The organism is Caryophanon tenue (genome assembly GCF_001700315.1).
In the GTDB taxonomy this organism is placed as follows: Bacteria; Bacillota; Bacilli; order Bacillales_A; family Planococcaceae; genus Caryophanon; species Caryophanon tenue.
Map to the genome: position 1 here is coordinate 173,386 of NZ_MASJ01000023.1, position 12,668 is coordinate 186,053.

The following is a 12,668-nucleotide window of genomic DNA, read 5'->3' on the forward strand; positions in this document are numbered from 1 at the left end:
TAATTTCATATTTTTTCTTTACAATGAGCATCAGAGGGAAACGGAGGAAAGGAGAGCGTTCAGATGAAATATATCATCCTGCTGCTGAGCTTATGTATGTTAGTAGGTTGTAATTTGCAAACATTGCCTCCAGTTGCGCCTGAACAGTCCTTTGTCGCCACATTAAATATAGATGAACCGTCAATCCAATATTTTGACGAAGATGGAGAATTACTAACAACATGGGCGTTAGAAGAATATTATACAGGTGCAGTATTGTTAGACGAACAGCAGCTGTTCCTCTATAGTCACGCGTTGCCAACAGCCGTTGTCTATGAGCTGGAAACTGGCAAGCTCATTGACAAATGGACTGTGGATGCAGGCACGACAAATGCATTGTATGACGCAGTGAATGCGCAAGTGATCCTGACGAATGAACAGACGAATACGGTACGCTTTTATGCGTTAGACGGAACAGAGCGAGCACAAGTGCCGGTGCGCAATTATCCGATGGCAATGGCGATGTATAACAATTACGCCTATATTATTAATTACAAAGACACATGGTTATCAGTCATTGATATGACGACACAGCAGGTAGTCACGGAATGGCCAATTGCTGCATATTCGAATGGCATTATGATTGATGAAAAGGCGCAGGAAGTATGGGTCGGTGGGCACGGTGAAGGAACGGAATCGAATACACTTGTGCATGTGTACGATTTACAGACAGGAAAGGAGCGACAAATCATTCCCGCTCCGTTAATGCCTGTCAATATTGCGATGTCACCGACACAAAAGGCCGTTATTAGCCATGGCAATAATGCGTTGTATTTTATTGAAGACTATGAGGTTATTCAAAAGCTTACAGTAGGTGCGAATCCATTTGCGGTAAACTATTGGCAAAACCAGTGGCTCGTTGCAGGCTATGATGACCAAATTTTATATTTTATTGACGACAATGCGATAACAAAAAAGGTAGAGACGGAGAAAGGTCCGTTTCAATTGATAGTGAGGGATTAATGATGCAAACAATTTTAATTGTCGATGATGAGCAGCCGATGCGTCAGCTAATTGATTTAATGTTACAGCATAACGGCTATCGTACATGTTTAGCTGCAAATAGTGAAGAAGCAATGGGCTTTTTACAAATGGAGCATATTGATTTGGTGTTGTTAGACGTGATGATGCCTGGACGTTCTGGCTTTGAATGGCTGGAAGAAGTACGTATTTTTTCAACGGTGCCGATTATCTTTTTAACGGCGCTTGATGCAAGTGAAGATAAGGTGAAGGGGTTACGATTAGGGGCGGATGATTATATTGTGAAACCTTTTTCTGAGGAGGAGCTGATCGCACGCATTGAAGCTGTCATGCGCCGAACAGCAGGCACGATGCCCGAGCCAACGTATTATGTGAGCGGCTGTATTAAAATTGACGAAACCGCGCGTAAAGTATTTGTGCATGATAAAGCGATTGATGTAACGTTTAAAGAATTTGAGCTACTAATGTTATTTGTCCAGCATCCGAATAAGGCATATTCCCGCGAACAGTTATTAGAACTATTATGGGATGTCCATTATGTTGGGGGCTTGCGGACAGTCGATACGCATATTAAAACGCTACGTTTAAAGCTAGGCAATGTATCAAAAGAAGCGAGTGAAGCGATTCAAACGGTTTGGGGCGTTGGCTATCGCTACGAAGTCCAATGAATTCGATTGCGACCAAAATTGGCTTATTAATTGTAACGTGTATTTTAGTAACAATTGGCTTTATGTATGCGCTGACCGACTTTTTATATGAACGTCTTTATGTGGCAGACACAGAGGTAGCACTAATTGAAATTGGCACGAAGCTACAAAGTCGCTATATAGATGGTCCTGTGACCGACGAGTATGTTGCAGATGTTGAAGCGTATAATGTGTATTCCAACTACAATATTTTTGCGGTACGTAATCCGAAAGAGCTGAGCGCTTGTGTACCGTTTGATATTGACTATGATACATTGATTGGTCCTGAGCAGCGCAAGTTATTAATAGAAGGAAAGCATTTTACTGAAATTGGGTATGTCGAGCGATTTGACCGAGATTTAATTACAGTTGTCATGCCACTTGTCGATGATAAGCGTCTAGAAGGGATTTTATATATGTATTATCCACTCGCGAAAATTACAGAATTTGCGACGGGCGACTTCTTTTATTTAGCCATTAGCGCGGTCGTATTTACAGGTTTAATCGCGCTGTTATGTTTAATTATTTTGCGCCAAATTTTAAAACCGATGCGTGCATTACTAGACGCGGTACATCAGATGTCTGCTGGTAAATATGATACGCGCGTCACCGTTCGCTCCGGCGATGAGGTTGGGCAGTTATCACAAGCGTTCAATGAAATGGCAACGTCGATTCAGCAGCAAGATGATGCGCAAAAAACCTTTTTAGCTACCGTTTCTCATGAACTGCGCACACCAATTAGCTATGTGAAAGGGTATAGTGATTTACTGCAAAAAGGCTATGTGCCAAAAGAACAACAACAGGAAATCTTACAGCTTATTGCACGAGAAGCAACGCGCATGGAGCAATTAACAACGGCCATTATGCAATTAGTGCGCCGCGAACAGCAACCACTGTCACTAGGTGTTGTCATTGTTGGGGAGCTACTGCGCGAAGTGGCACAGCTTCTCCATTTAAAACTAGAACAAAAGCAACTGTATATTGTGTGGCTACTCGATGAAACATTGTTAATCCACGCCGATGAAAGTCGCGTAAAGCAACTGCTGATTAACGTCATTGAAAATGCTATTTTATATAGTGAACCGAAAAAGCCGATTACGATTGTGGCGGACGTGGATGGCAAGTTTGCGCATATTCAAATTCGCGATGAAGGCATCGGTATTCCAGCAGAAGATTTACCGCATGTGACGGAGCGCTTTTACCGTGTGAATAAAGCGAGAACTCGCAGTGATGGTGGCAGTGGTTTAGGCTTAGCCATCGTTGCGCAATTTATTGAAGAACATAAAGGCACATTAACCTTTGAAAGTACACCTTATTACGGCACAACGGTACACATCCGTTTACCGCTGCATGAAGCGTTTGAGCAGCATGATGTATAATGGAAAAAGTTTGAGATAGAAGTCGCGTATTTGTGAACTAAAAAAACATTTTATGATAAGTAGAGCGAACTTCTTGCGGAATCGTACGAGTAACAAACTTCATGTTTGCCTCTGTACGGCAGAAAAATAAGCGCTGATGGAAGTGACAACGACAGCAACAAAGTGATGGGAGAAACAATGGAATCTCTTATGCACTTTGTTGCTATTTTATTTTGCCATACAATAATTATGCTTATTGTGTAAAAAAGTAGCTGAGTTTGACAATATATCGCCTTCATTTCGCCATAATTTCACAGCAATGAAAGCGTAATCTATATGTGAGAATAATAAAAATGGAGAAATAGCGAATAGTTTACGAGAGTGAGAAATATAAAACGCTTTTGTAGAAAAATATGTATTTATAAAAATTATTGCGGTACAATAAAAATGATAATTTAAGTAAAATTATTACAGTTTATTTCAAGTTGTTGTCAAAATTATAAAGGGAATGGGGCAATGAACGATGAAGGAATTGGTACAGCAAAAATTACGGCATAAAGGGTTACAACAAAAAATTATGACAGCGGAGGAAGCCGCTTCGTATATTCAGCATGGCATGGCTGTTGGGATGAGCGGTTTTACACGCGCAGGCGATGTTAAAGCGATTCCGGTAGCGTTGGCAGAACGTGCGAAAGTCGAGCCGTTCCAAATTGATGTGTATACTGGTGCATCAACAGGACCTGAAATTGATACGGTGATGACCGAAGCAGGGGTGATTCGTCGTCGTGGACCATATCAAGGAGCGGCTGCTATGCGTAAAAAGGTAAACGAGGGCACAGTTATTTATGCGGATGCTCATTTATCGCATACACCGGAGCTTGTCCGACAAGGTATTTACGGACCGCTGGACGTCGCGGTGATTGAAGCGAGTGCGATTACAGCAGATGGCTATTTAATTCCAACAACGTCGCTGGGCAACTCACCGATTTACGTGGAGCAAGCAAAAGCAGTATTCATTGAGTTAAATGTGGCACATACGTCACAGTTAGAAGGGATTCACGATGTGTACGTTCCGAAACAGTGGGGGGAGCGCGAGCCAATTCCGCTGATGAAGGCACATGACCGTATCGGTACAATTGGCATTCCGCTCGACATTGATAAAGTAAAGGGAATCGTGATTACGAATATTCCGGATGTTCCGTCACCGATTACGCCGAGTGATGAAGAAACGGATGCGATGGCGCGTCATTTACTCGAATTTTTACGCAGTGAAATTCAAGAAGGGCGTATGACCGAACAATTACCGCCACTGCAGGCAGGTGTCGGTGCCGTTGCGAATGCGGTGATGCGTGGCTTTAAAGAGTCGGAATTTAACATGCTTAATCTGTATTCTGAAGTGCTACAAGATGCGATGTTTGAATTAATTGAAGCTGGTAAAGTAAATATTGCGAGCGGGGCGTCCATTACATTGTCAGAAGAAATGAGCGACGCGGTCTTTCGTGATTTTGCGCGGTATGCACCGCATGTGATATTGCGTCCACAAGAAATTTCAAATCATCCTGAGTTAATTCGTCGTCTCGGTTTAATTGCGATTAACACAGCACTTGAAGTAGATATTTACGGCAATGTTAATTCAACGCATGTTTGTGGGACGAAAATGATGAATGGTATTGGTGGTTCAGGCGACTTTGCGCGTAATGCTCGTCTCGGCATTTTCGTGACGAAATCTGCCGCGAAAAACGGCGATGTATCGTCGATTGTGCCAATGGTGTCACACCATGACCATACCGAGCATGATGTCGATATCATCGTGACTGAGCAAGGCGTTGCAGACTTACGCGGCTTAGCACCAAAAGAACGCGTGGGGCGTATTATCGAGCATTGTGCACATCCAGATTATCGTGAAGCGCTATGGGCATATTATCAGGATGCATGTGAAGTTGCAGGTAATCACCATTTACCACATCGTTTAGACAAAGCGTTGTCATGGCATACGCGTTTAATCGAAACAGGTTCAATGAAAGTAAAGCAATTTGTGTAAAGAAGTGAACAAAAGATAAATTACGCCACACTTGTTAAGCTCTTTAGACAAGTGTGGTGCTTTTTTGCGATAAACGGTTGTGTCGTTCGTTTCCATATTGGCGTATACTAAAACACAATAGGGGAGGGAATTCACATGCAGTATCAGTCATACATAGAACAGCCAGCACAACAACAAAAGTTGTATAGAAAAACGTTAATTATTTTAATGATTGCACAAATTTTCGGGGGTGCTGGTCTTGGTGCCGGCATTACAGTCGGTGCGCTATTAGCTCGTGAGTTACTTGGTTCCAACAGTGCAGCTGGTATTCCAGTCGCGCTATTTACTTTTGGTTCAGCCGTTGCAGCCTTTTTGATTGGGCGGTTTTCACAGCGCTATGGTCGCCGCTTAGGTTTAGCGAGCGGTTTTATCATTGGTGGGCTCGGCGGTATTGGCATTATTATTGCTGCGATAGAAACATATATTCCGTTATTATTTGTGGCGCTTTTTCTATACGGTGCAGGGATGGCCTCGAATTTACAAACGCGTTATGCCGGAACAGATTTAGCACAAGTGGACCAAAAGGCAACTGCAGCTAGCTTGGCGCTTGTTTCGACAACGGTTGGTGCTGTGCTTGGGCCAAATTTAGTCGGTCCAATGGGTACCTTTGCCGCGTCACTCGGCATCCCGACACTTGCAGGGCCGTTTATAATGTCGTCATGTGCCTTTTTAATGGCAGGCTGTATTATTTTTATTTTTTTAAGACCCGACCCGTTATTTGTGGCCAATGCCATTCGTGCTTCTCACACAGCAGAAGAAGCAGCGCATGGCAACGCACCTCGCAAAATGCATCATACGCAAAAAATTGTGCTAGGGGTTGTCGTAATGGTCATTGCACAGCTTGTCATGACCGCTATTATGACGATGACACCCATTCATATGGGACATCACGGTCATCGCTTGAGCGAGGTTGGTTTAGTGATTGGGTTACATATTGGGGCGATGTATTTTGTGTCGCCACTTACGGGATATATGCTTGACCGACTTGGCCGCATGTTTATGGTGTATATGGCAAGTGGGACATTGCTAGTTGCTGGGGTTGTTGCCGCACTGGCACCAGCACATTCTCTTGTGTGGATGATTGTTGCCTTAATTTTACTCGGTATTGGTTGGAATTTTGGCTTATTAGCGGGGACAGCAATGATTGTCGATGCATCAGAGCCGTCAAAAAGTGCGAAAGTACAAGGCTCTGCAGATGTATTCGTCGCATTATCAGGCGCAGCGGGTGGTGGCCTATCAGGGGTTTTATTTGCGAATACAAGTTATCAGTACTTGTCGATAGGCGGAGCATTTCTAGCGCTTTGTTTAGTTCCATTGATGCTGCTATCGTTAAAGAAAAAGCCGAAGACCATGTAACAAAAGCCACTCACGCAGTCACGCATGAGTGGCTTTTTCGTGCTGTTGTTCTTTTAAACTGCTACAGCCACAAAGAAATAACAACAGCACACCAATACACGTCACGACTGAAAATTGAATCCGTGTATCGAAGAGCTGAAAGAAAAAGGTCAATACGGGAATAAAACTAAGAGACATCATGACTAAAAAAGTGTTCGTATATTGAATGCCTTTTTGTAATAAATAATTTGGCAACAGTACGCCACCGACTGTTATGAGTAAAATCCATATAATGTTGTCCACAAAGTAAGGGATAATGATATCATATGTAAAGATCATTGAAATGATAATAACTGCAATATAGCGCTTCGCTAAAATCATCGAGCTTGACCATCCACGGTTGCTCAGCTCTTTTGAGTATTCCGAGCAAAAAACAGCGCCAATGCCTGCGATAATACTGGCTAAAATCCCTAATAGAAGTTCAAATGAAAGCGTAGTGCCGATACCAGACGTACCACTGAACACAGCCCAAATTAACAGCAAACAAGCGGCGAGCGTAACGAATGAAATGAGCCACTTCCTCTTCGAAATTTTTTGACGTTGTAGCAGTAGGAGCAAGGCGACAAATAAAGGCACAACGCCCATTTCTAATGCGCTCACAATGGCAGGCACTACATATTTTAATGCAACATAGAAACTAAGAAAGGTAATAGCAGAAGCGATATTTAATTTGAATAACGGTTTTTTGTCGGTAGCCCAGTGCACAGTCATTTTTTGTTTCACTGCAAATAATTGAAAGTAAAGTGCGGTAATCAAAAAGCTAATACCCGTAAATAACAAAGGATGCACCGACTGCACGTGATGTGCGTAAAAAACTTGGCTAATCGATGTCAAAATAGCGGAGCCAAGTAATGCATAGATTCCTACTTTGTATATAGATGCGTTTAGCTTTAATTCCATATCGATCCCTCCTCCCAAGACAATACAGTATTGGTTGCGGAAAATGAAGCAGCATGTGTAATGGGCAAAATCGAGCGTGTTCGACGACGGACTTAACGTTACTTTATGTAGGGTAGTCCCTTGACGATGTGTTAAATAAGTGGAAGCACTAGTATTACAGAGTGATTTTCAGCTTCATATGGATAGGCACTCTATTAAACAAAAAAGAAAGAATGAAATAGCATGTTACTTGTACCGAAAGAGCAATTTCATTTACTAAAAGAAAAAATGATGGATGCACCGACCTTCGTATATAGTGTGTTAGACCAAATGATTGATGGGGCTGTCTATACACATTCGGTAAAGGAAGAAACGATATTGGTGAAAACAAATGCAGGCTTATATTATATAACGGGGAAGCCGTGCGAAACCGCATGGCATCAATTGCGTAACATGTATGAACAAGCGCTACACGAACAAAAACGATTTACATTATTTTGTGATGATAGTCTTTTAGAAACAGAACTTGATAGGCGCTTTTGTCATCAGCTAACAAAAGTAAGGTGGTATACGTTTTCCTTTCAAGCGGGATATCATGAAAATGGCAAACGTCCTTTAAAGCAATCATACGATGTTAAAAGAATCAATCAACCATTGATCGAGCAATCTGTTGAGTTTACTAAGCAATACTATATGGCGTATTGGGATACAGTAGAAAATTTTCTCACGCACGGTATTGGTTTTTGTATCATGGACAATGAAAAAGTAGTTAGTGAAGCGGTGTCGATTTTTAGGTCGCAAGCGTATGCTGAAATCGATATTTTTACACATGCGAATTACCGAGGACAAGGTTTAGCTAAAATCATTGGGGAGCGATTTATTGACGATTGTATTGCACATAAACTTGAACCTCGCTGGGATTGCGATGTGAATAACGTTGCTTCAATTTACTTAGGTACGACATTGGGCTTTACGAATCGAAAAGCATACAGTGTATATACAAAAACATCTAAGGAAAGCATGTCGTAAAAAGATGAAACTTTTCTTTTGTTATGCCGTATATGTAGTAATATCCATACATAGTCAGCTACATACGGAGGTATGTTATGAGCAACGAACGTTCATTTAAAGAGGAAAAGCTAGGTACGAAAATCGTCATTATTACAGTCGTCTCTTTCTTATTACTTGGATCGATTGGCGTTGTGATAGGCGCTTTTTATTTTGGCATCGTCGGGTTATTTCAAGTACTGGGCGTTGAATACGCATCATTATGGTCTTTACTTTGGTTTACACTATTTTACTTCTTCCTGGGTATTTTTGGTGACATTATGATTAAAGTGTTTGTCATCTTAACGAGCATGTCTGCGAAATGGTCAATCCCATACAAAAAATATAGTATTATTATGTATTCTTTCTTTGTTAACTGGACGATTGTATCGTTGTTAAACCAATGGATGAGTTCTATCGAGATCGAGCTCATCACGCAAATGGTATTTGCCCTTCTTATCGCACTTCTTGATTATGTGTCTCGAAGTAAAAAGGAAACGGAAAAGGCGATACGCGGATAAACGATGTTTAGCAGGCTGTATGAAAAGCTATCGTTGCTTTTCGTACAGCTTTTTTATAGGCGGTGCACATATTTGTTTTGCCATAAGCCGATAGGGGATAATAAGAGTGTATGGGAGGTTATTGTAATGCATCAAAATATCGGAGAAAAGATACGTCATTTACGTATACATAAAGGATTGTCGCAAGGGCAGTTAATCGAAGGGCTTTGCTCGGTTGCGTATTTAAGTAAAGTAGAAAATGGCAAAACGAAGCCGTCTTCTTCTTTTTTAGCGCGAGTAGCCGCACGTTTACAAGTAAGTGTTGCGGTGATTGACCCGTCGTCATCCGATGATTTTTTACAACGCGTCGAAGAGGTATTGGCACGTGTCGAACAGCGTACAGAGACGCTTCAAGAAGATGATGAGGCACTTCTAAAGATGGTCTTGCTTGAATTTGTGCCACAATATATCCTTATTCGTGTCGTCACGGTGTTGCTGAAGCATTATTTACAGCGTGGTCATGTAGCGCAGGCAGAAGCAGTATACGAAGCGGCAAGTAAATTAATGGATTTACAGGCGATGGACGTTACGCAACACCAACACGTTTATTTCCATTTACATAATGTGTTAGGGAAATACTTTTATATGAAGGATCATTTTGCACAGGCGGATTATCATTTTTTAGTGGCCGAACAGTGCATTGACGAACGTCACCAGCAGGAACGCGCAAAAATTTACTATAATATTAGCCTTGTGAAGCAGCGCTTATTAGAAGATAAATCTATTGCGATTTTTTATAGTGAGCGCGCATATGAACTTTTCATGAAGCAAAATGACCGTGAAAATGTGATTAATGCGCTAATTACATTAGGGGTACAGTATCATTTTGCACAGCAATTTGAGCGCTCATTGCACGTGCTTGAAGAAGCGGAGCGTTATATCGAACAAAGCGCCTCGCCGAATAAAGCGAGTAATGAAGTGATGATTAAGTATAATATCGGGCGTGTGCACCAAAGTATCGGGAATGAGGAGCAAGCTATCGCGTATTATGAATGGTGTTTAGCGCAAGCAGTAGTGCCGACATATAAAGCGCATATTTTAAAATCATTAGTAGAGATTTATGTGCAATTGAAGCAGTGGGAATGTGTCAAAAACTTGTTAGAAGAAACATTGCAATTAACGGAGACGCATGCGATAAGGTCGCTCGAAATTGATTTACAGTGTATGCAAGCAGAAGTATTTCAAGCACGCGGCGATGAACAAAGTTATGAACTACATTTAAAAAAAGCGCTGGAGCTTGCTGAACAGCATGAGAACTTTTTGCTCATTAAACGCATTGCAACACAACTAGGCACATATTATTATGACCAACGATTTTATAAGAAAGCGGCGATGTTTTATGCAAAAGCATTAAAACGCACATAAAAAGGAAATGGTTCACTAGGCGAAAACCACTTCCTGCGTAGGTGATGCTATAATATGAGACAGGTGAATATGCATCGTTTGATATTCGAATGTCACAACCTGTTCTTTTTTTAATTCGTTTAATAATTTTGTAACGGTCGTCCGCGTCGAAAGAATGAGCGAAGCAAGTTGTTCATGTGTTAAGGTAAGGCTAATTTTATAACCGTTATGCGCATATTCGCCAAACTCTTGTACGAGTAATTGCAGTAATGATTGGAGTCGGTCCTTCACAAATTTAATGCGTTTAATAATGTTAAAGGATTCTGCTCGCATATAGGTCTCTTGGATTTTACGCAATAAAAAATACTTTTCTTCAACGTTGTGAACCGATTGCCAATTGTATTCATAAACGGTTGTTGGCTCACTCGTACTACGCAGCTCATATACATAATCAAGTGCCGTGTTTCGTTTCCATGCATCGCCTTCTTTGAGTAAATTGACTAAAATTTCTGTGCCGTCGTGGTGCAATTCCCAAAGCTGTAACACACCTTCATCGACGTAATAAATCATCTCTTCATCGAGTGTGAGGATCTCGTGCGGGCATAACACGCGTTCCGTAAATGTCATGTTGGTTCGCTCCTTCTTGTTGATAGGGTGTAATCCAATAAAATGTTTGTAGTGTGCCGTGCTGTGTGTCGAGTTGAATGGATAGTGCAATATTGTGCTGCACCGTTACACATAAATTGCCGTGTAGCTCGATAAAGCGCGTCAGATGAGGACCGGCATCGTCATATAATTGGTCATCAGGTGTGAAAAATGACACGAGTACCGCATTGCGGCTAAGCGCACGATTTTTCATTAAGCATGTGTGCCAAAGGAAAGGATGTTCGGCTTCCCCGAATGCGTAAATAAATTGCTCCTTTCTATCATCAAATAAGTACGCGCCTTTTCTTGCCATCCCATTGATTAAATGGTCGTGAAACGTAAAAACAATCGGACATATGCCAGTTGTTCGTCCTTCGTATAACATTTGTGCCAGTACATCTTTATCAATGACATAGTCCATCTGTTGAAAATGCTGATAACTATCCGGCTTTAAAATGGTGCAAGGAATCGAATAAGAAGATTGATACGTGTCTAAAATTGTTTTCATACATATAGCCCTCGCTGTTCTTTTAAAATCGGTAAAGGTTGTAAGCCTTTATCACTAAGTAGCGTTGGCTCGTCAAGTAGTGGTGATAGTGTTTGTGCGCCCATTGAAATCGTAAAAAATAGTAGACATGCAAGTAGTAGTTTTTTCATCAAGTAACCCTCCGTTATGTTGTTGCTTCTATCATAAAGAGTAGATGTGGTTGAATACTAGAGGTTAAATTATGTAATATTGTCGAGCGATTAACGTTGAAGAAAACGTGCTGATTTAACCAATGTATTTTAAAATACATCCGCTATTTGCGACTTCTTGTATGATGTAGACAGTAACAAACAATTCATTGGGAGGAGCAATACATATGAACAAAACAATTTCTTTTGTCGTGACATTTATGATGCTATTATCGTTTGTCGTGGCACCGAGCGTACAAGTGAGCGCAGCAACGAATACCGAGGACAAGTACAATGCTTTATTTAGTGCTATGTCGTACAACTTTAATACTGGAAAAATTATGTTAGATGTGGAAGTAGCAACGGATAACTACTCATTTACACAACAGGAGCTAGACTTTTATCATGAAGGATTTTCCTCTTTATCAAGAACGGAATCAGAAGAGCTTTTACGTGCATTAGGTGTTGACCTAGATGCATTGTACGCGCAAACAATCGAAGCGATGTACGGTGATGGGCCACAGCCACGACTTGCACCAATTGTGATTGCCGCACTTTCATTTTTAGGTGGCGCAGCAGCGGGGAAAATTATTGACGAGGCGATGACATATGGTATTGTAAAGACATGCCAAAAATATAAAAATGGCTATAAGTGGTTTGTTGATTATTGTAAAACAAACGGCCATATTTAAAAAAGGATGTGATGACATTGAAAATGCAATCAAATGTCTATAATTGGATTATTTTCATTATCGCCATTGTGTATGCTACAACGCATATTGACTTGAACGTCATGTTTAGTGGCTTCACGAACTTCTTGTATCAATTTATTAACTTTGCACTTTATTTCGCAGCCATCTTTATTGGGCTGAAGCTATTGTTCAAGCTTGCTCGTTATATGTATGCAAAGCTAGCCGTATAACAACATAACGTATTATAAAAACCACAGCGCGATATTGACAGCGCTGTGGTTTTTTGT

General features: G+C 41.2%; 14 protein-coding genes. 10 read left to right on the forward strand and 4 right to left on the reverse strand.

Annotation, left to right across the window (positions count from 1 at the left end):
- Positions 1-63: 63 nt before the first annotated feature.
- From A6M13_RS10970 to A6M13_RS10990, 5 genes are all read left to right on the forward strand, one after another.
- A complete protein-coding gene (locus A6M13_RS10970) occupies positions 64-1,002 on the forward strand; it encodes a YncE family protein (RefSeq protein WP_066546116.1) in 939 nt (312 codons plus the stop codon).
- 2 nt (positions 1,003-1,004) lie between these two features.
- On the forward strand, positions 1,005-1,688 hold the full coding sequence (locus tag A6M13_RS10975; protein ID WP_066546119.1) for a response regulator transcription factor: 684 nt from the start codon (positions 1,005-1,007) through the stop codon (positions 1,686-1,688).
- Positions 1,685-3,085, forward strand: a complete 1,401-nt coding sequence (locus tag A6M13_RS10980; RefSeq protein WP_066546121.1) for a sensor histidine kinase — start codon at positions 1,685-1,687, stop codon at positions 3,083-3,085. The genes A6M13_RS10975 and A6M13_RS10980 overlap by 4 nt, the downstream gene beginning before the upstream one ends.
- A 502-nt stretch (positions 3,086-3,587) precedes the next feature.
- The gene (gene scpC, locus A6M13_RS10985) at positions 3,588-5,105 is read left to right on the forward strand and encodes a succinyl-CoA:acetate CoA-transferase ScpC (protein ID WP_066546124.1); all 1,518 of its coding nucleotides are present in this window, start codon (positions 3,588-3,590) and stop codon (positions 5,103-5,105) included.
- Positions 5,106-5,240: 135 nt separating this feature from the next.
- Positions 5,241-6,500 (forward strand): MFS transporter, encoded by a 1,260-nt coding sequence (locus tag A6M13_RS10990; protein WP_066546125.1) that lies wholly within the window; start codon positions 5,241-5,243, stop codon positions 6,498-6,500.
- 18 nt (positions 6,501-6,518) lie between these two features.
- On the opposite strand, the gene A6M13_RS10995 is transcribed toward A6M13_RS10990, so the two are convergent.
- On the reverse strand, positions 6,519-7,439 hold the full coding sequence (locus A6M13_RS10995; RefSeq protein ID WP_066546126.1) for a DMT family transporter: 921 nt from the start codon (positions 7,437-7,439) through the stop codon (positions 6,519-6,521).
- A 222-nt stretch (positions 7,440-7,661) separates the two neighbouring features.
- Here A6M13_RS10995 and A6M13_RS11000 point away from each other — a divergent pair, with 222 nt between their 5' ends.
- The 3 genes from A6M13_RS11000 (at position 7,662) to A6M13_RS11010 (ending at position 10,390) form a co-directional block, all read left to right on the forward strand.
- Positions 7,662-8,447 carry a GNAT family N-acetyltransferase gene (locus A6M13_RS11000; RefSeq protein WP_066546127.1) on the forward strand — a complete coding sequence of 262 codons (786 nt, stop codon included), beginning with the start codon at positions 7,662-7,664 and terminating at the stop codon, positions 8,445-8,447.
- 77 nt (positions 8,448-8,524) lie between these two features.
- On the forward strand, positions 8,525-8,986 hold the full coding sequence (locus A6M13_RS11005; protein WP_066546129.1) for a YrvL family regulatory protein: 462 nt from the start codon (positions 8,525-8,527) through the stop codon (positions 8,984-8,986).
- A 126-nt stretch (positions 8,987-9,112) separates the two neighbouring features.
- Positions 9,113-10,390, forward strand: coding sequence for a helix-turn-helix domain-containing protein (locus A6M13_RS11010; protein ID WP_066546131.1), 1,278 nt, complete (start codon positions 9,113-9,115; stop codon positions 10,388-10,390).
- 15 nt (positions 10,391-10,405) lie between these two features.
- Here A6M13_RS11010 and A6M13_RS11015 read toward each other — a convergent pair whose 3' ends face one another.
- Genes A6M13_RS11015 through A6M13_RS16330 form a run of 3 tightly spaced genes read right to left on the reverse strand, consistent with a single transcriptional unit; the run spans position 10,406 to position 11,671 of the window.
- Positions 10,406-10,996, reverse strand: coding sequence for a Crp/Fnr family transcriptional regulator (locus tag A6M13_RS11015; RefSeq protein WP_066546134.1), 591 nt, complete (start codon positions 10,994-10,996; stop codon positions 10,406-10,408).
- A complete protein-coding gene (locus A6M13_RS11020) occupies positions 10,944-11,522 on the reverse strand; it encodes a hypothetical protein (RefSeq protein WP_066546137.1) in 579 nt (192 codons plus the stop codon). Before A6M13_RS11020 ends, A6M13_RS11015 begins: the two co-directional genes overlap by 53 nt.
- Positions 11,519-11,671, reverse strand: a complete 153-nt coding sequence (locus tag A6M13_RS16330) for a hypothetical protein (protein WP_169817439.1) — start codon at positions 11,669-11,671, stop codon at positions 11,519-11,521. Before A6M13_RS16330 ends, A6M13_RS11020 begins: the two co-directional genes overlap by 4 nt.
- Before the next feature lie 206 nt (positions 11,672-11,877).
- Between A6M13_RS16330 and A6M13_RS11025 the strand changes: the two genes are divergently transcribed.
- Together A6M13_RS11025 and A6M13_RS11030 are read left to right on the forward strand one after the other, a co-directional pair.
- Entirely contained in the window at positions 11,878-12,381 is a 504-nt protein-coding gene (locus A6M13_RS11025) for a hypothetical protein (RefSeq protein ID WP_066546139.1), read from the forward strand.
- Positions 12,382-12,398: 17 nt separating this feature from the next.
- Positions 12,399-12,611: a hypothetical protein gene (locus tag A6M13_RS11030; RefSeq protein WP_066546142.1), complete on the forward strand. Its 213-nt coding sequence runs from the start codon at positions 12,399-12,401 to the stop codon at positions 12,609-12,611.
- The last annotated feature ends 57 nt before the right edge of the window (positions 12,612-12,668 follow it).